The 21,210-nt window shown below is 70.8% G+C and carries 20 protein-coding genes; 8 read left to right on the plus strand and 12 right to left on the minus strand.

Annotated features, from left to right (window positions below):
* Positions 1–30 precede the first annotated feature (30 nt).
* Genes KIK06_RS16780 through KIK06_RS16795 form a run of 4 tightly spaced genes read left to right on the plus strand, consistent with a single transcriptional unit; the run spans position 31 to position 1,839 of the window.
* On the plus strand, positions 31–498 hold the full coding sequence (locus KIK06_RS16780; protein WP_268643949.1) for a helix-turn-helix domain-containing protein: 468 nt from the start codon (positions 31–33) through the stop codon (positions 496–498).
* Between the two features lie 12 nt (positions 499–510).
* Positions 511–1,062 carry a PIN domain-containing protein gene (locus KIK06_RS16785; protein ID WP_268643950.1) on the plus strand — a complete coding sequence of 184 codons (552 nt, stop codon included), beginning with the start codon at positions 511–513 and terminating at the stop codon, positions 1,060–1,062.
* A 49-nt stretch (positions 1,063–1,111) separates the two neighbouring features.
* Positions 1,112–1,513, plus strand: a complete 402-nt coding sequence (locus tag KIK06_RS16790) for a MerR family transcriptional regulator (protein ID WP_268643952.1) — start codon at positions 1,112–1,114, stop codon at positions 1,511–1,513.
* The gene (locus KIK06_RS16795; RefSeq protein ID WP_268643953.1) at positions 1,510–1,839 is read left to right on the plus strand and encodes a thioredoxin family protein; all 330 of its coding nucleotides are present in this window, start codon (positions 1,510–1,512) and stop codon (positions 1,837–1,839) included. The genes KIK06_RS16790 and KIK06_RS16795 overlap by 4 nt, the downstream gene beginning before the upstream one ends.
* A gap of 19 nt (positions 1,840–1,858) precedes the next feature.
* On the opposite strand, the gene KIK06_RS16800 is transcribed toward KIK06_RS16795, so the two are convergent.
* From KIK06_RS16800 to KIK06_RS16825, 6 genes are all read right to left on the minus strand, one after another.
* The gene (locus tag KIK06_RS16800; protein WP_268643954.1) at positions 1,859–2,317 is read right to left on the minus strand and encodes a DUF6912 family protein; all 459 of its coding nucleotides are present in this window, start codon (positions 2,315–2,317) and stop codon (positions 1,859–1,861) included.
* A gap of 88 nt (positions 2,318–2,405) precedes the next feature.
* Complete coding sequence (locus KIK06_RS16805) at positions 2,406–3,110, minus strand: HAD family hydrolase (protein WP_268643955.1); 705 nt, start codon at positions 3,108–3,110, stop codon at positions 2,406–2,408.
* 136 nt (positions 3,111–3,246) lie between these two features.
* A complete protein-coding gene (locus tag KIK06_RS16810) occupies positions 3,247–4,932 on the minus strand; it encodes a glycoside hydrolase family 3 protein (RefSeq protein WP_268643956.1) in 1,686 nt (561 codons plus the stop codon).
* A 115-nt stretch (positions 4,933–5,047) separates the two neighbouring features.
* Positions 5,048–5,527, minus strand: a complete 480-nt coding sequence (locus KIK06_RS16815) for a PTS sugar transporter subunit IIA (protein ID WP_017596811.1) — start codon at positions 5,525–5,527, stop codon at positions 5,048–5,050.
* Between the two features lie 31 nt (positions 5,528–5,558).
* The gene (locus tag KIK06_RS16820; RefSeq protein WP_017596812.1) at positions 5,559–5,795 is read right to left on the minus strand and encodes a glucose PTS transporter subunit EIIB; all 237 of its coding nucleotides are present in this window, start codon (positions 5,793–5,795) and stop codon (positions 5,559–5,561) included.
* Between the two features lie 123 nt (positions 5,796–5,918).
* Positions 5,919–6,962 carry an SIS domain-containing protein gene (locus KIK06_RS16825; RefSeq protein ID WP_017596813.1) on the minus strand — a complete coding sequence of 348 codons (1,044 nt, stop codon included), beginning with the start codon at positions 6,960–6,962 and terminating at the stop codon, positions 5,919–5,921.
* A gap of 200 nt (positions 6,963–7,162) precedes the next feature.
* On the opposite strand from KIK06_RS16825, the gene KIK06_RS16830 reads away from it, so the two are divergent.
* The 3 genes from KIK06_RS16830 to KIK06_RS16840 all read left to right on the plus strand — a co-directional run bounded on the left by KIK06_RS16830 (position 7,163) and on the right by KIK06_RS16840 (position 10,089).
* Positions 7,163–7,900 (plus strand): GntR family transcriptional regulator, encoded by a 738-nt coding sequence (locus KIK06_RS16830; protein ID WP_017596814.1) that lies wholly within the window; start codon positions 7,163–7,165, stop codon positions 7,898–7,900.
* A gap of 100 nt (positions 7,901–8,000) precedes the next feature.
* Complete coding sequence (locus KIK06_RS16835; RefSeq protein ID WP_268643958.1) at positions 8,001–9,386, plus strand: PTS transporter subunit EIIC; 1,386 nt, start codon at positions 8,001–8,003, stop codon at positions 9,384–9,386.
* A gap of 109 nt (positions 9,387–9,495) precedes the next feature.
* Entirely contained in the window at positions 9,496–10,089 is a 594-nt protein-coding gene (locus KIK06_RS16840; RefSeq protein ID WP_017596817.1) for a DM13 domain-containing protein, read from the plus strand.
* 87 nt (positions 10,090–10,176) lie between these two features.
* On the opposite strand, the gene secA is transcribed toward KIK06_RS16840, so the two are convergent.
* Complete coding sequence (gene secA, locus KIK06_RS16845) at positions 10,177–13,017, minus strand: preprotein translocase subunit SecA (RefSeq protein WP_268643959.1); 2,841 nt, start codon at positions 13,015–13,017, stop codon at positions 10,177–10,179.
* Between the two features lie 384 nt (positions 13,018–13,401).
* Here secA and KIK06_RS16850 point away from each other — a divergent pair, with 384 nt between their 5' ends.
* Positions 13,402–13,905, plus strand: a complete 504-nt coding sequence (locus KIK06_RS16850) for a hypothetical protein (protein WP_040687726.1) — start codon at positions 13,402–13,404, stop codon at positions 13,903–13,905.
* 226 nt (positions 13,906–14,131) lie between these two features.
* Here KIK06_RS16850 and hpf read toward each other — a convergent pair whose 3' ends face one another.
* The 5 genes from hpf to mtrA form a co-directional block, all read right to left on the minus strand.
* Positions 14,132–14,803, minus strand: coding sequence for a ribosome hibernation-promoting factor, HPF/YfiA family (hpf, locus tag KIK06_RS16855; protein WP_017596820.1), 672 nt, complete (start codon positions 14,801–14,803; stop codon positions 14,132–14,134).
* A 1,029-nt stretch (positions 14,804–15,832) separates the two neighbouring features.
* Positions 15,833–16,534, minus strand: coding sequence for a ComF family protein (locus tag KIK06_RS16860; protein ID WP_268643962.1), 702 nt, complete (start codon positions 16,532–16,534; stop codon positions 15,833–15,835).
* A gap of 75 nt (positions 16,535–16,609) precedes the next feature.
* Positions 16,610–18,532: an LpqB family beta-propeller domain-containing protein gene (locus KIK06_RS16865; protein ID WP_017596822.1), complete on the minus strand. Its 1,923-nt coding sequence runs from the start codon at positions 18,530–18,532 to the stop codon at positions 16,610–16,612.
* Positions 18,529–20,349 (minus strand): MtrAB system histidine kinase MtrB, encoded by a 1,821-nt coding sequence (gene mtrB, locus KIK06_RS16870; RefSeq protein WP_017596823.1) that lies wholly within the window; start codon positions 20,347–20,349, stop codon positions 18,529–18,531. The genes KIK06_RS16865 and mtrB overlap by 4 nt, the downstream gene beginning before the upstream one ends.
* 16 nt (positions 20,350–20,365) lie before the next feature.
* Positions 20,366–21,043 carry an MtrAB system response regulator MtrA gene (gene mtrA, locus KIK06_RS16875; RefSeq protein WP_017596824.1) on the minus strand — a complete coding sequence of 226 codons (678 nt, stop codon included), beginning with the start codon at positions 21,041–21,043 and terminating at the stop codon, positions 20,366–20,368.
* Positions 21,044–21,210 lie beyond the last annotated feature (167 nt).

Raw genomic sequence — 21,210 nt, forward strand, 5'->3', positions numbered from 1 at the left:
CGTTTTTTTCGAATATGGTAACCTTGTGTCATGGCAACGACACTGCGTGAACGAACGATCCTTCCGCCTGACGACAGATCGGCACTGACCGCGCTCGCCCGTGGCCTGACCGACGAACAGTGTCCGCAGGCACGCCTGGTCGGCCCGGAGGGTTCTGAGATAGAACTCCCCGAGGAGCTCTACGCCGTCCTGCGCGACGTCGTGGCCGCGCTCTCCCAAGGGATGGCGATCTCCATCGCTCCCCACAACACCATGCTGACCACGCAGGAGGCGGCCGACCTCCTCTGTATCTCCCGCCCCACTCTGGTCAGACTTCTGGGCGACGGCGAGATTCCCTTCAGCATGCGCGGGCGGCACCGCCGTGTCCTCCTCCGCGACATCCTCGACTACCAGGAACGCACCAGGCGGGAGCGCGAGCAGGTTCTGGACCAGATGGCCGCCGAAGCCGAGGACATGGGCCTGTACGAGGCGACCGAAACCCCAGAGAACACCAGGTGAGAGCAGACACCAGTGGCCTTCCCCGCCTTCCTCGACACGTGTGCGCTCTATCCCGCCTACCTGTGCGACACGCTCCTACGCCTCGCCGTCGCGGGCGCCTACCGGCCACTGTGGTCAGCCGATGTCCTTGACGAGCTCAGGCGCAACGTGATCCGACGCGGTATCGGTGCCGACAGGGCGGAGCGCAGGATCTCACAGATGGACCGCGCCTTCCCCGACGCCCGTGTTCGCGGCTACGAGGCGCTGATCGACGGCATGGAGAACGACCCGAAGGACCGGCATGTCCTCGCGGCGGCCGTGCGCGCCAACGCCGAGGTCATCGTCACCTTCAACACCAAGGACTTCCCGATTGCGGCGCTCAAGCCCTACGACGTCCTCGCCGTGCACCCGGACGACTTCCTTCTCGACCAACTCGACCTGTACCCGGGCCTGACTCTCGGGGTTCTGGAGAAACAGGCCGCCTCCTACCGCAGGGAACCGACCACCGTACCCGGTGTACTCGCGCTTCTGGAACGGACCGGCGTCCCGCGGTTCGGCGCCGAGGTCCGGCGGCACCTGCGCTGACGCCACCTGCCTTGCCCTGACGTCGGCGTCAAGGTCTACCGTCATTGGCATGCGCATCGGTGAACTCGCGGAACGGGCCGGGGTCAGCACCCGGACCCTGCGGTACTACGAATCCCTCGGGCTGCTGCCCGAGCATCGTGCGGCCAACGGGTACCGCGTGTACGGCGACGACGACCTGCGGCTGGTGGAGCAGATCCGCCTGCTCCAGGACTTCGGGTTCGGGTTGGAGGAGACCCGGCCCTTCGTCGAGTGCCTCCGGTCGGGCCACCCGACCGGGGACTCCTGCCCCGCCTCGATCAACGTCTACCGCGACAAGCTCGCGGAGCTCGACGCGCTGATCGACCGACTGCGAACGGTGCGCGACCAGGTGGGCGCGCAGCTGGCCGAAGCCGAGGCACGACTGCCCGAGGCGCCCGAGCCGCTGTGCCAGATGGAGGGACCCCGACCATGACGACGACACGCGTGACCGAGACCGCCGAGGAGACCTTCGCCGAGGACGTGCTGCGGTCGGATCTGCCGGTGCTGGCGGTGTTCACCGCGAAGCACTGCGCTCCGTGCCGCCAGCTGGCCCCCGTCCTGGAGTCACTCGCCGGGGACCTGCCCGACCGGCTCAGGGTCGTCCGGATCGACGTGAACGCCAACCCCGGCCTGACCCGCGACCAGGAGGTGATGGGCACACCGACCATGCTCCTCTTCCGCGGGGGCGAGCCGGTGCGCAAGATGGTCGGCGCGCTCCCCAAGCGCCGGATCCTCCAGGAGATCGAGCGGCTGTCCTGAACGGCCCGACCGTGCGGCGCTACGCGCCGTCCTCCTCGACGAGGTAGCGCAGCTCCTGGACGGCGAACCACATCAGCTCGTGGTCCTCGGCCGCGTCGGAGGCCGGGTCGGCCGCCGCCTTGGCCACGTCCTCCACCGCGCCCGCGTCGTCCACGTGCGCCGACGCCAGCTTCTTGTAGGGCACGGAACCGGTGACCCGTACGCGGATCACCCCGGGACCCGCCGCGCCCACACGCTCGACCACGTGGTCGGGCATGGTCGCGGCCAGCACCACCCGGCGGCGGGGCGCGTCGGGGTCGGCCGCCAACAGGGTCAGCGACTCGTCGGCGGCCGCGTACATGGCGTCGTACTCGGCCTCCTCCGCGTCGACCCCGGAGTCGGGGTCGGCCGCGAAGGCGGTCAGCGGGTCACCGTCCACCCGCCCCTCCTCGAGGACCTTGGCGAGGGCGGGGACGGTGCTGGGCAGGAAGACGTACATCGGCTCTCCGGGATGGTGTGCGGTCCCCTTGAGTCTGCCAAGGAACCGGTGGTGGACGCGCCACCGCCCCGCCGGCCGGGGTGGCCGGTCAGGCCGCGCGGGAGTCCCGCGCGTCCGGGGTGTTCGAGGGATCGGAGCCGTTCGGGGGGCCGTGCGTGGTGTCGGGTGCCAGGAGGCGGTCCAGTTCGCTCCGGGTCGTGGCCGCGTCGGTGTGCAGGATCCCGGTCATGCCGAGCTCCTCGGCGGTGTCGATGTTGTGCGGCAGGTCGTCGATGAACACGCAGTCCTGCGGCCGCAGGCCGAGCCGTTCGCAGGTGTGCAGGTAGATCCGGGGTTCGGGCTTGCGCATCCCCACCTCGCCGGAGATGACGATCTCGTCGAAGGTGGAGTCGAAGTGCTCGCGGGGGTAGCCGTTGCCCCAGGAGTTGGACAGCAGCGCGGTGCCCACGCCGGTGCGGCGGACGGCGCGCAGCGTCTCGTACATCTCGTGCACCGGCTCGAACCGGGCGAACATCCGGTGGATGAGGCCCTCGGCGACCACCGGGCCGCCGTCGGTGAGCTTGAGCAACTCGGCCAGGTCACGCTCGAAGCGGGCGGTGTCGATCTCACCGCGCTCCAGCGCGTGGACCGGGTTGTTCCCGTCCAGACTGCCGTCGAAATAGGGGCGCATGACCCTCTGGTAGTGGGCGTGGTCGATGCGCTCGTCGTGGAGCCAGGCACCGATCGAGTCGAGCAGCGGCGTGGTGAGCACTCCGCCCCAGTCCGAGATGACGCCTCGGCGGGTGCCGTTCATCCGATCCCCTCCATCCGTGTCGCGGATCCGACCCGGCCGGTCCTCGGAGGGGGCCCGAGTGTCCGGGCGGGGATGCGTTCTTCCCGTTCCGGACACGTTTCAACCACTTCCGGCGATCAAGAAGGGGGCGGACGGGTCAGAAGGTGAGCCCGGTCCCCGCCTCCACACCGGCCCCGGGGATGTCCACGGGGAGCTTCCCGGAGGGCTCCACCTCGCCCGCGATGACCCGTGCGGCGGCGGTCCTGGACACGTCCACCGACGAGTAGACCGCCAGGTAGGCATCGACCTCGGGGAAGACCTCCAGGTCGTAGGGGCCGCCCTGCGCGACCACGACCACGGGTGTCCCCTGGGCGAGCGCGAACTCGACCGGCGTGCGCTGGGCCGCCGACCTCCTGGCGCCGTCGGTGCCCACGACGACCACGTCGGCGCCGGAGTCGACCACCTCCAGTCCGGCGTCGGCGAGCGTGACCGCGATACGGTCGGCTCCCTCCCCGCGCACGCTCACGCGCGTGCCCTCCGCCAGGGGCAGCAGGTCGTCCTCGTTCCGGACCAGGGTCACCGACGCGTCGGCCACCCGCTGGGCGGCCTCTGCGTGTGCGGGGTCGGTCACGGCCGCCGCGGCGGCGTCGGGGTCGACGGGCTCGGGCGGGGCCTCGGTCAGGATGCCGCGCTTCTCCTTGAGGGTGAGCACGCGCAGGACGGAGGCGTCGATCCGCTCCTCGGTCAGCCGCCCCCCGTCGACGGCCGCGCGCAGGGCGGCGACCGCCGCCGCGGGGTCGGGCGGCATGAGCAGCTGGTCGACCCCGGCCTCGACGGCACGGACGGCGACCTCGCCGTCGGAGTGGGTCTGGCGCACGCCCTCCATGTTGAGCGCGTCGGTGGTGACCACCCCGTCGAAGCCCAGTTCGTCGCGCAGGACACCGTCGATGAGCGCGGGAGAGAGCGTGGCGGGTTCGGGGTCGCGCGAACCGTCCAGCCCCGGCATGAGGACGTGGGCGGTCATGACGGCGTCCACCCCGGCCGCCACGGCGGCGCGGAACGGGGGCAGGTGCTCGGCCTCCCACGTCTGGCGCGGCAGGTCGATGACCGGGAGCCCGGTGTGGCTGTCCACGTCGGTGTCGCCGTGGCCGGGGAAGTGCTTGACGACCGGGACGACCCCCGCCCCGGCGTAGGCGTCGGCCTCGGCGACGACCATCTCGGCGACCAGGTCGGGGTCGGAGCCGAAGGAGCGGACGCCGATGACCGGGTTGTCGGGATTGGTGTTGACGTCGGCGACCGGCGCGTAGTCGAGGTTGATCCCGAGCGCGGTGAGCTCGGCGGCGGTGGTGCTGGCGAGCAGCTCGGCCATCGCGGGGTCCCCGGTGGCGCCGACGGCCATGGCGTCCGGGAAGCGGGTGCCCACGGGCAGCCGGGCGACCATGCCCTGTTCCTGGTCGACGCCGACGAACAGGGGGACGCCGGCGCCCTGGCCCGCCGCCAGGCCCTGGAGTCCGGCGGACATCTCGGCGATCTGCGGGGCGTCGGTCAGGTTGGCGTCGAAGTAGATGAGTCCGCCGGGTCGGTACGCCTCGATCTGGGCGGCGTTCTCCGCGGCGGTGGTGCCCTGCGCGGTCAGGACGAGGAGCTGCCCGATCTTGGTGTCGAGGTCCATCTCCTCCAGCACGCGCGGGGCGAGGACCGGCTCGAAGGGCTCCGAGCCCTGGTTGGGCCGCGGTTCGTCGGTCTGGGGCGAGGACCCCACCTCCCCCGTGGTGCAGGCGGACGCGATCAGTGCCAGGCCCACGCAGACCGGGGCCAGGGCGCGTGGAACGGACAGTCTCATGGCGGGTCCCGTCTCCGGCGAAAGGGTGCGGCTCGCCGGAGACTACCGCCTCGGCGTGCCCGGGTGGATCCGCCCCCGCCGGACGGGGCCGAATCCACCCGGGCACGTTCGGGGTTCACCCCCAGGTGAAGAGCGGCTGTCCGTGGTCCACCGCTCCGTCCGCCGGCTCGGTGAGCGCGTCGGCGGCGGCGTCCAGGGCGACCACGGGCACGACCGGGGACTTGCCCAGCGCCGCGACCCCGCTCGGGGACCACCGCACCACCGGGGTGCCCGCGGCCACCTCGTCGCCCTGCTCGACGAGGAGGGAGAACCCCTCCCCCGCCAGGTCGACGGTGTCGATGCCCAGGTGCACCAGGACCCCCCGGGTCTGGTCCGGGGCCATCACGACGAACGCGTGGGGGTGGAGCTTGGCCACCGTTCCGGCGATGGGCGAGCGCGCCTCCTGGAGGTCACCCGCGCCGCCCTGCTCCGAGTCGGGGTGGACGGCCAGACCCGGGCCGACCATGCTCTGGGAGAAGACCGGGTCGGGAACCGTGTCGAGGGGGCGCGCCGTGCCCGGTACGGGGGCCAGGACGCGGAGTGCGTGGTCCGACATGTGGGGGGAAACCTTCCTCGTGGGGGGGTGGTCAGTCGAGCAGGTCCTGGATGTCGTCGGTGAGGGTGTCGGCCTCCGGGCCGACGACCACCTGGACGATGGTGCCCGAGCTCATGACCCCGTGGGCGCCCGCGGCCTTCAGCGCGGCCTCGTTCACCAGTCCGGGGTCCTTGACCTCGGTGCGCAGGCGGGTGATGCACGCCTCGATGTCCTCGATGTTGGCCGCGCCGCCGAGCCCGGCCACGATCGCGGTCGCCTTGTCCGCCATGGGTCCTCCGTTACGTGTACAGACGGGGAGCTCCCCCGTGGGTTGAGGTGAGCTTAGAGGTCTCCGGTCCCGCCGCACCAGGGTTTCCGGACGACTGGTCTGGACCGGGGGCGCGATTCGGGGTCAGGAGGTCTGGGTGACCTTGTTCAGGCCGCGCGGGACGTCGGGGTTGTAGCCCAGGCGGCGGGCGAGGCGCTCGGTGAGCAGCTGCGCCGGGACGATGAGGTTCATCGGGGCGACCCACTCGGGCACGTTCGGGACGGGCACGGACAGGTCGCTGGCCGCGGCGAGGGCGTCACCGCCGCCGAAGCCGAAGACCGGGGCTCCGGCGGAGCGGACGCGGTCGGCCAGGGCCACCGTGCCCTGAAGCGTGGGGCCGGAGGGGGCGGCGACCAGCAGCGCGGGGGTGCGCGGGTCGACGACCGCGATGGGGCCGTGCTGGAGGTCGGCGTAGGACAGGCCCATGGCGTGCAGGTAGCAGGCCTCCTTGAGCTTGAGCGCGGCCTCCAGGGCGGTGGAGAAGGCCATGCCGCGGCCGGAGATGACGGCGCCCTGGACGGCGACCATGCGCTCGACGATCTCCTCCAGCGCGTCGGTGGGCGCGGCGAGGGTCTCCTCGATGCCCTCGGAGACGCGCTCCAGGTCGCCAGCGTCCAGGTCGGCCCCCAGACCGAGGGCGAGGACGGCGAGGGCGGCCAGCTGGGTGTTGTAGGTCTTCGTGGCGGGTACGGCGACCTCGCTCCCCGCCCGGGTGACCAGGGCGACGTCGGACTCGGCCGCGAGCGGGGAGTCGGCCCCGTTGGTGACGCCGACGGTCCGGGCGCCGCAGTCGGCGGCCCAGCGCATGGTCTCGACGATCTCCTCGGTCTTGCCGGACTGGGAGATGGCGACGGCGAGGACGTCGGAGAGGTCGATCTTGGCGCCGTAGGCGGTGGCGATGGAGGGCGAGCCCAGGGTGGCCAGGCGGCCGGTGTGGGCCTGGAGCAGGTAGCTGCCGTAGACCGCGGCGTTGTCGGAGGAACCGCGCGCGATGAAGAGCACGTGCTTGGTGGAGCGCCCCAGGGCCTCGATCTCCGGGCGCAGCGGGAGCAGCTCCGCGAACGTGCGGCGGAGGGCCTCGGGCTGTTCGGCGATCTCGGAGCGCATGACGCTCGTCGTGGTGGTCATGGAGAACCTTCCCTGGGGTGCGGGCCGCCGTGCGCGGAATGTATTGACACGCGGTCGGAGCTGTGGTCTAGTCCGGACTATACCAGTCTTACCCCGATTCTCCCGGGGACGGGTCGGTCACACCGGCCAGGGTGCCCGGGTGCGTCTCGCGCTAGGGTCGTACGCCGACCTCACCCGCCGAACGAGAAGGCCGTCCGCCCATGTCGATCGACCCCAGCAACCCGCTTCCCAAGTACAGCCAACTCCGTGACCTGCTCCTGGACTGGATCACGGAGTCCGGACTGGGTGTGGACGACATGATCCCGTCCGAGCGCGAACTGAGCACCGCCTACCAGCTCTCGCGCATGACCGTGCGCCAGACCATCGACCTGCTCGTGTCCGAGGGCCGTCTGTACCGGGTCCCCGGCAAGGGCACCTTCATCGCCCGACCCAAGATCGAGATGTCCCTCGTCCTGGCCTCCTTCAGCGAGGACATGCGCGCCCGCGGGTACGAGCCCGGAGCCCGGGAGCTGATCCGCCAGGTCATCCCGGCCAGCGGCCACACCGCGCGCATGCTCGACATCGCGCCCGGCACCCTGGTCCACCACATCGAGCGGATGCGCACCGCCGACGACGAGCCCATGGCGGTCGAGCGCTCCAACATCCCGGCGGCGATGGTGCCGGGGCTGGAGGACTTCGACCTGGCCGAGCGCTCCCTGTACGAGGTGCTGGAGAACGAGTACGACATCCTCCTGGACTCCGGTGAGCAGACGATCGAGGCGGGAATCTGCGACTCCGCGGACTCCCGGCTGCTCGGTCTGCCCGCCGGCAGCCCGGTGCTGGTCATGCAGCGCCGGAGCTTCGCGAAGGGACAGTGCGTGGAGTTGGCGCTGTCCACCTACCGCGCCGACCGCTACCAGCTGCACTCGCGGCTGGACCCCCGTCGGCACGGCGACTGAGCAGGGGGTGTGCGGTGGGCACCGCCCGTCGTGACGGGTGGGTGTCGGCCGCACTCCCTCAACATCGCGCCCGGAGGGCGCAGTCCGAGAAAGGCCCCCCATGAGTCCGGACCAATCCCCCGCCACGACCGAACGGTCGACGCCGCAACGGTCGTCCAGTTCCCTGGCGGTGCTGCAACGCCTGGGCCGCAGCATGATGATGCCCATCGCGGTCCTGCCCGCCGCCGCCCTCCTCCTGCGCCTCGGGCAACCCGACCTCCTGGGTGCCGACGGTGTCGCCAGCTGGCCCGGAATGAGCTGGATGGAGACCGTCGCCGGCGTGATCGGCCAGGCGGGCAACGCCCTGTTCGAGGCGATGCCGCTGCTCTTCGCGGTCGGTGTGGCGATCGGGTTCGCCAAGCGCGCGGACGGCTCGACCGCGCTGGCCGCCCTGGTCGGCTACCTGGTGTTCGACCGCGTCACCAAACTGCTCTTCTTCGAGCAGGGCGGAGAGATCGGTGAACGGGTCACACTGGTGGTGGACTCCGCGTCCATCGTCAACTGGGGGGTGAAGAACCCCAGCGACGTCCTCGGCGGCATCGTCATCGGTATCGTCACGGCGGTGCTCTGGCAGCGCTACCACCGGATCAAGCTGCCCACATGGCTGGGCTTCTTCGGCGGCCGCCGCTTCGTGCCGATCCTCATGGCGGCGGTCGCCACCCTGATCGCCGTGGTCTTCGGACTCGTCTGGCCCACGGTCGGCGGCTGGATCAACGACCTGGGCGCGTGGATCATCGGCGCCGGGTCGGTCGGTGCGGGCATCTACGGCGTGATCAACCGCCTTCTGCTGCCCCTGGGCCTGCACCACATCGTCAACTCGGTCGTGTGGTTCGTGTTCGGCGAGTACACCGATCCGGAGACCGGCACCGTGTACCTGGGCGAGATCAACCGCTACCTGGCGGGTGACCCGAGCGCGGGCGGCTTCCTGTCGGGCTTCTTCCCCGTCCTGATGTTCGGTCTGCCCGGTGCGGCGCTGGCGATCTGGCGCTGCGCCCACCCGTCCCAGCGCGCGAACATCGGCAGCCTCATGATCGCCGCCGCGCTGACCGCGTTCGTCACGGGTATCACCGAGCCGATCGAGTACGCGTTCATCTTCGCCGCCCCGGTGCTGTTCGCGGTGCACATCGTGCTGACCGGCGTCGCGATGGCCGTGCTCAACGCCATCGACGCCCACCTGGGCTTCGGCTTCTCGGCGGGGGCGATCGACCTGCTCATCAACGCGACGAAGTCGAACACGACGGGGCTCGTGTGGATCCTGGCGATGGGCGTCGCCTACTTCTTCCTCTACTACTTCGTGTTCATGTTCCTCATCAAAAAGATGAACCTGCCCACGCCGGGCCGCGAGCCCGCCGAGGACGACGGGACGGCCGCGGCCGCCTCCGGGACCGGCGGGAGCTCCGGGACCGGCGGAGGCGATACGGCGAAGGACGGGGACCGCACCGGCTGAGCCGTGCGCGGCGGAGAACGGCGGTGAGGAATTCGGCGGAGCCGGGTCGCCTCACCGCCGTCCGCTCCGAATGAGGGGGGAAGACGAAGCCCTCTCGAAAGGCGGAGCGATGAACGCACGGACTCCGAAGGCGGGGCGGTGGCGCCGTCCCCTGGTGCTGTGGCCGGTGGCCGGTCTCGTCCTGGTCCTGGTGGCGGCCGGCCTGTGGGCCTTCCAGCCCTGGCGGCTGTTCACCACGCGCACGGTCGAGGAGCCGCCGCCGGCCGCGGCCTCGGCCCCGAGCGCCCCCGACGGCGAGGGCCGGGCAAACGGCGAGGACGGCGAGGACCGGGACGGCGGCGAGGCGGGCGGGGAGACCGAGCCGGTGGTCCTGGCCGGAGGCGAGTTCATCACCCAGGAGCACGACACCTCCGGCACGGTCACCGTCCTGGAGCTGCCCGACGGGTCACGGCACGTCCGCCTGGAGGACCTCGCCACGAGCGACGGCCCCGACCTCCATGTCTGGATCACCGATCAGGAGGCGGGCGGCGACTGGTCCAAGTACCGCGACGGCCGCTACGTCGCCCTCGGCGAGCTGAAGGGAACCCACGGGTCGGCCAACTACGAGATCCCGGCCGACGCCGACATCTCCGGTATGACGAGCGTGGTCATCTGGTGCGACCGGTTCTCGGTCGCCTTCGGCTCGGCTCCGGTCGACCTCTAGGGCATCGGACGGCCAGAACACCGGAACGCGTGTGGGCGCGGCTCCGAGGGGGCGCGCCCACACGCGTTCAGCGGCTACCGGCCGCGCCTACATGGCGGCCGGAGCCCCGTGGCACTTCTTGAACTTCTTGCCCGAGCCGCAGGGGCAGGGAGAGTTGCGAGCGGTACCGGCGTACTCGTCGGTGGACTCGCTGTGCTGCTCGACGGAGCCGTCCTCGCTCGGAGCCGAGTACTGGAGCTGGTCGGGCCGGCCCCCGTCGAAACCGGGAACCACGACGTCCTCCGCCGGCTCGGCCTCCTCGCTGGGGGCCTCGGCCTCGGCGGCCTCCTCCTCGTCGACGACGGTCGCGACGGCGCTCGCTCCGGAGGCCCCGCCGACGGTCGCGGCGGTCTTGGCCGCGGCGGAGGCGGTGAGGGTCGGCTCCTCCTTCTTGCGGACCTGGACCTCCAGGTTGAACATGTAGCCGACGGACTCCTCCTTGATGGCCTCCAGCATCTGCTGGAACATGTCGAAGCCCTCGCGCTGGAACTCGATCAGCGGGTTGCGCTGAGCCATCGCGCGCAGGCCGATGCCCTCCTGGAGGTAGTCCATCTCGTAGAGGTGCTCACGCCACTTGCGGTCCATCACCTGGAGGATGACCCGGCGCTCGACCTCGCGCATGGCCTCCTCGCCCAGCTCGGCCTCACGGGCGTCGTAGGCCTCCTTGGCGTCCTCCACGATCCGGTCGGCGATGAGCTCGCCGGTCAGGGTCGAGGCGTCGCCGTGGTCGTCGAGGAACTCGTCGACGGTGAAGCTGACCGGGTAGATCTGCCGGAAGGCCCGCCAGAGGCGGTCGAGGTCCCAGTCGCTGGCGTCGCCGTCGGAGGTCTCGGCGATGACGTAGCCGCGGAGCACGTCCTCCAGCATCTCGACGACCTGGTCGCGCAGGTCCTGGCCCTCCAGCACCTTGCGGCGCTCGGCGTAGATGACCTTGCGCTGCCGGTTGAGGACCTCGTCGTACTTGAGGACGTTCTTGCGGATCTCGAAGTTCTGGGTCTCGACCTGTCCCTGGGCGGAGGCGATCGCCTTGCTGACCATGCCCGACTCGATCGGCTGGTCGTCCGGGATGTTCAGCTGGTTCATGAGGACCTCCAGGCGGCTGCTGTTGAACAGCCGCAGGAGGTCGTCCTGGAGGGAGAGGTAGAAGCGGGAGATGCCCGGGTCGCCCTGACGGCCCGAACGTCCGCGCAGCTGGTTGTCGATGCGCCGGGACTCGTGCCGCTCGGTGCCGAGCACGTACAGCCCGCCCACGTCGACGACCTTCTCGTGCTCCTCCTCGTACTCCTTCTTGGCCTTCTCCAGCGCCTCCGGCCAGGCCTCCTCGTACTCCTCCGGGGTCTCCAGCGGGCTCAGGCCGCGGTTCTGGAGCTCCTCGTCGGCGAGGAAGTCGGGGTTCCCCCCGAGCATGATGTCGGTACCGCGACCGGCCATGTTGGTGGCGACCGTGACGGAGCCGAGCTTGCCCGCGCGGGCGATGATCGCGGCCTCACGGGCGTGGTTCTTGGCGTTGAGGACCTCGTGCGGCACGCCCTCGCGCTTGAGCATGCGGGACAGCAGCTCGGACTTCTCGACGCTGGTGGTACCGACGAGCACGGGCTGACCGGCCTCGTGGCGCTCGGCGATGTCCTCGGCGACCGCCTGGAACTTGGCGTCCTCGTGCTTGTAGACGACGTCCTTGACGTCCTCGCGGATCATCGGCTTGTTGGTGGGGATCGGCACCACGCCGACGTCGTAGGTCTGGCTGAACTCCGCCGCCTCGGTCTGGGCGGTACCGGTCATGCCGGACAGCTTCTCGTAGAGGCGGAAGTAGTTCTGGAGGGTGACCTTGGCCAGGGTCTGGTTCTCGTCCTTGATCTTGACGCGTTCCTTGGCCTCGATGGCCTGGTGCATACCCTCGTTGTAGCGGCGGCCCGCCAGGACACGGCCGGTGAACTCGTCGACGATGAGGACCTCACCGTCCTTGACGATGTACTCCTTGTCCTTGCGGTAGAGCTCCTTGGCCTTGAGGGAGTTGTTGAGGAAGCTGATGAGGGGCGTGTTGACGGCCTCGTAGAGGTTGTCGATGCCCAGCCAGTCCTCGACCTTGGCCACACCGGACTCGGTGATGCCGACCGTGCGCTTCTTCTCGTCGACCTCGTAGTCCTCGTCGCGCTTCAGACGGGGAGCGATCTTGGCGAACTCGCCGTACCAGCGGGAGTTCTGCTCGGAGGGTCCGCTGATGATCAGCGGGGTGCGCGCCTCGTCGATGAGGATGGAGTCGACCTCGTCGACGATGGCGAAGAAGTGCTCGCGCTGGACCGTGTCGTCCAGGGACAGCGCCATGTTGTCGCGCAGGTAGTCGAAACCGAACTCGTTGTTCGTTCCGTAGGTGATGTCGGCCTGATAGGCCTTGCGCCGGTCGGAGGGGCGCATCTGCGGGCTGACCACACCGACTTCCAGGCCCAGGAAGTGGTAGATACGGCCCATGGTCTGGGCGTCGCGGCGGGCGAGGTAGTCGTTGGTCGTGATGACGTGGACGCCCTTGCCCGCGAGGGCGTTGAGGTAGACCGCGAGGGTGCTGGTGAGGGTCTTGCCCTCACCGGTCTTCATCTCGGCGATGTTGCCGAGGTGCAGTGCCGCGCCGCCCATGATCTGGACGTCGTAGGGCCGCTGGCCGAGGGTGCGCTTGGCGGCCTCGCGGACGGTGGCGAAGGCCTCCGGCAGGAGGTCGTCCAGCGACTCGCCGTCCTCGTACCGCTCCTTGTACTCCTTGGTGAGGTCCCGCAGCTCCTCGTCCGACAGGTCGACGTAGTCCTCCTCGAGGGAGTTGACCTGGTCCTTGAGCTTGGTGAGCCGGCGCAGGGTCTTTCCCTCACCCGCGCGCAGGAGCTTACTGAGTATCCCTGGCACTTCCTATGCGCTCCTCGCAGATCGCGGTTGGCTCCACACGTGTGGAGAGTCAGACCTGGGCCCGCGGACCGCTGCCGCGCGACCGCGGTGGACGCCGGGGGTCCCTGGGCCCTCGGGGCTCCATCCTAGAGGACCACGGCCGCGAGGCCCGCACCCTCGGAACGGCTACACTCCGGCCGCACCCGAACACCGGCCGAAACCGGCCCGGCACGTCCCTTTTCCTTCCCTCCTACGAACGTGTGTAACGGGTTCGGATGTTCCCCGGCTTTTCGTGGTGTTTGCGCGGCTCCTGGTACCGCAGTGGGTAATGGATTCATATGAGGCCGCGCTGGTGACCCCGCTCCCGTGGTGCCATTGAGCGCGGCGCGCCGGAGGTGGATGGCGATGCGAGAGAGCCAGAGGAAGAGGAAGAGGGAGACGGAGACGGTCGAGGGCGCCCCGGCCCCACGCACTCCGTTCGAGTTGATCGAACGCGCGCTGTGGCAGCCGGGTTCGAGATCCCCCGGCCCCTCCTTGGATTCCGACCCGGGCTCGCGGTGGGAGCGCCACCGGCCGAAGGACGAGGAGGGGTTCGGGCACATCCGGGGGTTCCAGAGGCAGGGGGGCAACCTCGCGCCGACCCCTCGCCACCGGGGAAGCGCGCCCTCGTGGATCGCGGTCGGCCTGGCGTTCGTCGGCTTCGCCCTGGGCGGACTCGCCGTGGTGCTCGGCGGGACGATATGGCTCCTGATCGTGGGCGGACTCCTGATGGTGGCCGCCGCGGTGGTGGCCGCCGCGTGCGACATGCTGGCCGACGTGGTGCTCGACCCGCCGAGATTCGAGTCGGAGGAACCGCACACCACCCCGCTGCACCAGATCAAGCGCGAGCAGACGCGCCGAGGCGGCTGATCCGTCCCGGCGCCGGGCCGTGCCGATCGCGCGCACGGCCCGGCGCGTGTCCGGGGAGCGCCCGGAACGCGGTGACGGAGGTGGGGGAAACACCGAGGACCCGCCCCGAGCCTCGGGGCGGGTCCTCTCATGGGGTCCGTGGGTCGGGCGCCTCTGTCGAAGACGGAACGACCCCTGGAGGGCGGGGCCGCCCGCGTACGGGCGGAACGGGGCGGCCTCCCGTCGCTCAGTCCACGAGCCGGAGGACCCCGTAGTTGAAACCTCTGCGACGGTAGACGACGCTCGGCGCGTCCTTCACCTCGTCGTGGAAGAGGTAGAAGTCGTGTCCGACGAGTTCCATTTCCATCAGCGCCTGGTCGATGCTCATCGGCTTGGCCCGGTGGAACTTCTCCCGCACGATGACGGGAACGTCCCCCTGGGTGTCGAGTTCGACGAACTCGTCGGTGAACCGCTCGTTGACCTTGGCTCCGTCGATCTCCTCCTCACCGCTGCGCTGGGCGGGGGGCGCCTGTTCCGCGGTGGTGGTCTCGGTGACCAGGTCTCCGGCGAGATCCGCCGTGGCGGCGGCGACGGAGACCGGGGTGTGGTTGCCGCGGTGGACCTTGCGGCGGTCGGCGGCCTTGCGGAGACGGGCCTCGATCTTGTCGATCGCGAGGTCGAGAGCCCCGTGCCGGTCGGAGGCCGCGGCCTCGCTGCGGATGACCGGGCCGTTGGAGTGGATGGTCAGTTCAACCCGCTCGCGAACGTCCGCGAGCTTGGGGTTGCGCTCCGAGGACACCTCCACATCGACGCTCATGCCCTTCCGCTCCCACTTGGAGAGCCGTTCGAGCTTGTCCTCGACGTGCTGTCGGAACCTCTCGCTCACACTGGTGCGTCGACCCTTGACGATGATGTCCATAGGACCCCCTTCATCGCGTGGCCGCCGTGAAGGCGACGGCCAGGCTGGTTCTGCTCCCTTCCGCCTTGGGGGACGGAAGAGTGTCGCGCTAGCCCCCTTCCGCTGGTGGCCCCGTCCCATCGGGGCCACGGCTCGGTTGGAAGTGCGTATACCCACCAGAAGCACGGTCATCACGCGCACCAGGGCGCGAATGCCCGGGACCCCTGAGGAGGAGGAACGAACAACCACCGGATTCGTGACGAATCGGCCGCCGCCGAGGGGATCGACGGGCCGGAGAGGAGAGGGGCGAGCGCGTGGGACACGTCCTCGGGGCACGGGGACCGGACCCCGGGACGACGTGCTCCCGCGGGGTTCACCACCGAGGGCGAACCCCGCGCAAGGGCATGCCACCCGTCCGGCCGACCTGGTCTTCGTCCCCACATCCGCCTGCTGAGAGTGTCGCCGCTCTTATCCGCGACTACTGCTCTTCTCCCTGTCATGAGGGACATCGGGACCCTCCGCGGGGCAGGGCTTACCTCTAAGGCGCACCGTGATCGGTCGACGAAAAGTCGCCTTACGTGGGCCGTTTCGCCTGCGCCTGGCATCGGCTTGCCGGAACCGCTTCCCGGTCTCCCCGGGAGCTCGGTCATTCCGGCGCAACCACGGACCCGGACGGGTGCCATACCTGGACCGTAACCTGTCCGGACGCGTCTGTCAGGTAGCCGGGGCCTCCCCGGGCCCTCCGCGACCCCGCCAAACCCCTGCACAGGCGGGCTTTTCACCCGTTCACGAGAGCTTCGTAAAACCTTCACCGCAGGCCAGCCGACCATCGGCCCCGGCCGACCGACACCCCGGCCGGGCGGCACCGGCCCAACCGTCGGGTGTCCTGCCCGCCGTGGGTCGCCCCGCGGACACCGCGCTCATCCGCGTCGCCCCCGGACGTCAAGCGGCCCAGACCGGAGACGTCCACGCGGCCGCCGCGACACCCGTCCCCGCACCACCGGTCCAGCGACTGCTCATCGGGGCTGGCCGGAAACGCTGACGAACGCGTCAGGGAACCCGTTCGGCCAGGACCACGGCTCCCACCACCGGCACACCCGCGCACCGCAGCGCACGCGCGGCCTCGGCAACCGTCGCCCCCGTGGTCAGCACGTCGTCCACCACCACCGCCCGGTGCCCCGCCAGCGCACCGGTCCCCACGTCACCCAGGCCGACGGAGCCGGTGACCGCGGTGAAGACGCCCACCCTGTTGACCAGGCGCTCGGCACGTCCCAGGCCGACCTGGGGACGGGCCCGGCGGCGGTACCGCAGGAGCGGAGCCACGCGTCCCACGTGGCCGGAGCGGTCCAGGCACGCGTCCGCCAGGCGGGCGACCGGGCCGCCCCGGTGCCACGGCGGCCCCCGCCCGGGGATCGGAACCAGCAGGGTGTCCGGGCCGGCCCACCCCGTCGCCGCGTAGACGGCCGCCAGTCGACCGCCGAGCGGCCCGGTCAGGGCGTCGGCCCCGCCCTCCTTGTAGGCGAGCAGGACCCGCCGGTCGTACCCGGCGTAGGGGCCCGCGGCCCAGACCGGAGGGCACCCGGGCCTGGGCGCGCATCGCCGGGGGCGCCGGTCGAGCAGGGCCAGGCAGTCGCCGCACAGCGGCCCGGACGCCACCGCGCAGGCGACACAGGGCTGGGGCAGCAGCAGGTCCAGCAACGCGGCGAACAGTCGTGCCCACGCGTGCCGGAGCCAGCCGACGAAGTCGTCCATACCTCAAGGATCCGCGGGCCGAGGCGGGCCCGCCAGACCGAATCCGCACCTGTGGACAACCGGCGGCGAACCACGTCAGCCGGGGTAGACCGGCGAGGCGCCCTCCACCACGTTCTCCCAGTTCACCCGGTCGTTGGAGAGCCACACGTTGCCGTCCTCGCCACCCGCGATCAACGGCTGCCCCGGGGCGCCCGACACGGTCGTCATCCCCGCGACGGGAGCGCCCGCGCTGGCCGGAGGCGTACCGCCGTCCAGGGAGACCAGGAAGGCCTGGCTGGTGCCGCCCTCCCGGCTGCCCAGGGCGACCAACTGGTCACCGGAGCGCCACGCGATGTCCGTGACGTCGGCGAGGTCCCCGGCCAGCATGATGAAGTCACCGACGGACACGCGTCCGTCCTCGTCCACCACGACGCGGCCGACCTCCAGCGCGCGCTCGCCGTCGACCTCGGTCACCACCGCGGCGCGGGTCCCGTCACGGGAGATGCGGAACTCCACCACCGAGCGGTCGTCCAGTTCGGAGACGTCGACCCCCACGACCTCGTCGCCGTCGCGCAGCATCCACAGCGCCGTCGCGCCGGGTTCGGGCGGCGCCTGGGCGGTCAGGCCGTCGGCGGGGGGATCCGACCCGGGGTCCTCCGGCCCGTTTGGGGACTCGTCGGCGCCCTCGCCCGTGCCGCCGTCCTCGGCCCCGTCCTCGGCGGCGGGCTCCTCCACCTCCTCGACCACCCACAGGTTCCTGTCCACGTCCCAGGACACCCCGGTGAAGACCCCGTCCGACAGGACCTCCTGGACCCCGGCGTCCGCGCTGGTGAAACTCGTGACGACCTCGCCGCCGCCCACGGTGATCCCCGCGACCGTGCTCTCCTGCATCGACACCGCGAAACGCTCCAGTGGAACCTCACCCGCTCCGAGGGGGCCGGGGACCCGCTCGGCGTCGCTGGGCGCGTCCGGAGCCAGCTCGGAGGCCGACCACAGCTGCCCCTCCTGCGTGTAGTAGGCGCGCATCCCGCTCGTGGCGGCGCCGGGGCTCACCCTGGCCCAGTAGTCGCTGCCCGGGCGCGGCCGCTCGGCCCGCTCGCCGTCGGCCCCCGGAAAGGCGACCTCGGAGCCGTTCACCACCAGGGTGAACTCCTCGACCCCCGGAACCTGGCGCAGCGTCCACGCGATCTGGGCGCCCAGGAGGAACTCGAACTCGTCCGTCTCCGGCACACCGTTGACGCGGATCTCGGCGTGTTCCTCGTCCACCTCGGTGGTCGCGCCCTGAAGCAGGGCCGAGTTCACGGCGGGCGCCAGCCAGTCGGTGGGGCCGCCGACGAGCCTGCGCAGCAAGCGATCGGCCATCTCGTCGGTGGGACGTACCGGGAGGTAGACCGGGTCCGGCACCAGGGCGGTGCCCTCCCGGTTGTAGTAGTACAGGTTGAACGAGCGGTGGGTGCGCTCCACGTCGAGCTGGCTGAGGATCAGCTCGTCGGGCAGTTCGCTCACGCGCCACTCGCCGTCGGGGTCGCCGTTCTCCCGAACGAGGGTGAAGACGAAGTCCTCGAGCCGACTCGAATCGCTGGGGACGTACTTGCCGGTCTCGTCGATGGTGGCCACCAGGGTGGTACTCATCCGCACGTTGGTGGTGAGCCCGTCGGAGCTGGCCTCGGGGACGAGGGCCACCGACTCGGCTCCCCCCACCACCTGGACACTGCCGCTGGGAGACCACGTCCGGGCGGTCTCCTCGACCATGTAGCTGCGGGCGGCCCCGTGGTCCTCCTCGAAGCTGCCCATGTCCCTGAGGAACCCCCGGACCAGGGCCTCCGGGCTCATGCCCGGCTGGGGTCCGGCGGGCAGGAGGCGCACGTACGCCCCGCCTCCGCCAGAGGGGCCGCCACCGTCGCCCGGGATGACGGGGCCGGTCATGGGAACCGTCGCGCAGGCGGTCATCGCCGCGCACGTGAGGGTCGCGGCCAGCGCGGCCCGCACCCCCCGGGAGATCCGGTCCGGTCCGATCACCGCGCGTCCTCCTCGCCCCGTTCGGTGTCCTCTTCCGGTTGGTCGGTCCGGTCCGCGCGCTCCGACCGCTCGGCCGCGCCCCCGGCGTCCCTGTCTCCGTAGGAGGAGAAGTTACGCCCCAGCGCGATCTCCGGGGGCACCAGGGGGAGCGGGGATCCGCGCAGCTCGGTGCCGGACTTGCGCGGCAGCGACAGGCGGAACTGCGAGCCCTGGCCCGGCATGCCCCACGCCTGGAGCCAGCCGCCGTGCAGCTGGGCGTCCTCCTTGGCGATGGCCAGGCCGAGACCGGTCCCGCCCGTGGTGCGCACCCGCGCCGGGTCGGCCCGCCAGAAGCGGTCGAAGCACAGGTGCTCCTCCCCCTCCTTGAGCCCGACTCCGTAGTCGCGGACGGCCACGGCCACCGAGTCGCGGTCTCCCGCCGCGGCCACCACGACGTCGCGCCCCTCGCTGTGCTCGATCGCGTTGACGACGAGGTTGCGCAGGATGCGGTTGATCCGGCGGGTGTCGAACTCGGCCACGCAGGGTTCGGCGGGAAGACGCAGGACGACCTTGATCCCCCGCCGCTCGGCGATCTGCTCGGCGTCGCCGACGGCCTTCATGACGGCGTCGCGGATGTCCACCGACTCGATACCGAGGGTCGCCGCCCCGGCGTCGTGCCGGCTGATCTCCAGCAGGTCGGCCAGGAGCTCCTCGAACCGCTCCACCTGGCTCTGGAGCAACTCCACGGACCTGCGCTGGGTGGGTTCGAACTCCTCGCGGTCGTCGAACAGGAGATCGCCCGCCATCTTGATGGTGGTCAGCGGGGTGCGCAGCTCGTGGGAGACGTCGGAGACGAACTGGCGCTGGAGCTTGGACAGCTCCTCCAGCTCCTGGATCTTCTCCTGGAGGTTGCCCGCCATGTCGTTGAAGGACACGGCCAGCCGCGCGAGGTCGTCCTCTCCCTGCACGGTCATGCGCTCGGTGAGGTCCCCCGTGGCCAGCCGCTCGGCCGAGCGCGCGGCGGAGCGGACCGGGCTCACCACCTGACGGGTGACGACGAAGGCGATCAGCCCCAGGAGGACCACCAGCAGCACACCCACCAGGGCGACGGTGCGCTGGACCAGGTCGAGGATCTCCTGCTCGTGCTGGAGCGGGAACACGTAGTAGAGCTCGTAGGCGTAGGTCAGCTGGGCCCCGACCACGAGCGCGGGCTCGGTGACGCCGTCATGGGTGATGCTCGTGTACGTGTGGTACTGCTGGTCGGGAGTCTCGGACTGGCGGACCTCGTTGATCAGCCGTTGCGGGACGGCCTCCTCCAGCCCCTCCGGGAACGTGTCGTCGTCGCCGGTGGCGTAGCCGTTGTCACCGCCCACCGACGGCAGGATCAGCACGCCGTAGAGGCCGGTGTCGCCCCTGCGGTTGGTCAGCTCGCTGGTGATGTTGGTCAGGAGCCGGTCGCGGTCGGCGACGGCGACCTCGTTCTCCCGCAGCTCCTCGATCGCGTAGGTGAGCCCCGCCCGGTGGTCGTTGACCGAGGTGTCGATCTTGGCTTCCAGGAGGCCGCCGCGCACCTGGCTGACCAGGACGTAGCCCAGCCCGATCATCACGACCAGGGACAGCACCAGGGTCGTGGAGATGACGCGCAGGTGCAGGGAGCGGCGCCAGTTGGTCTGCACACCGCGTACCAGCGCCCTCGCCGCCCGTTGGGCGAAGGCGTAGGCCCGTGTCAGACCGGTACTCGTGTCGCGCGCCTTGTCTGCGGGTGCCCCTGGGGCCGGGGCCGCCCGGTCCTCGCCGGGGTCGGCCTCCCGGTCCTCCTCGGGTGCGGCTGACGTCATGGGTGATGGGTCCGGATCAGGCGGTACCGGCCTTGTAGCCGACACCGCGGACGGTCACGACGACCTCGGGGTGCTCGGGGTCCTTCTCGATCTTGGCGCGCAGGCGCTGCACGTGAACGTTGACCAGGCGGGTGTCGGCCGCGTGGCGGTAGCCCCAGACCTGCTCCAGCAGCACCTCGCGGGTGAACACCTGGCGCGGCTTGCGGGCGAGTGCGACCAACAGGTCGAACTCCAGCGGCGTGAGGCTGATCTGCTCACCGTCGCGGCGCACGGCGTGCCCGGCGACGTCGATGGTGATGTCCCCGATCTGGAGGACCTCGGGGGCGGGCTCCTCGGTCCGGCGCAGGCGCACGCGGACGCGGGCCACGAGCTCCTTGGGCTTGAAGGGCTTGACGATGTAGTCGTCGGCGCCCGACTCCAGGCCGAGGACGACGTCGATGGTGTCGCTCTTGGCCGTGAGCATGACGATCGGGACGTTGGACTCGGAGCGGATCTGGCGGCACACGTCGATACCGTCGGCCCCGGGCAGCATCAGGTCCAGGAGCACCAGGTCGGGCTTGGTCTCGCGGAAGGCCTCCAGGGCCTTGTCCCCGTCATGGACGAACGACGGCTCGAACCCCTCACCCCGCAGCACGATGCCGAGCATCTCGGCGAGGGCGAGGTCGTCGTCGACAACCAGTACACGTCCCTTCATAGGTGCGTCCGGCGCCGGGCTCGGAACCTCCTCGCGGGCGGTCCTCGCGGCGCCTACTCCTCTCTCCTGGAACACTCGAGCGGCGGATGTGGGCGGTGCCCGTGTTCCCCGTGTACGGGGAAGGACGTCCCCCTACGTGGGGAACCGCGGTCGTCCCCCCAACCTTG

Source organism: Nocardiopsis sp. EMB25, assembly GCF_026797795.1.
In the GTDB taxonomy this organism is placed as follows: Bacteria; Actinomycetota; Actinomycetes; order Streptosporangiales; family Streptosporangiaceae; genus Nocardiopsis; species Nocardiopsis lucentensis.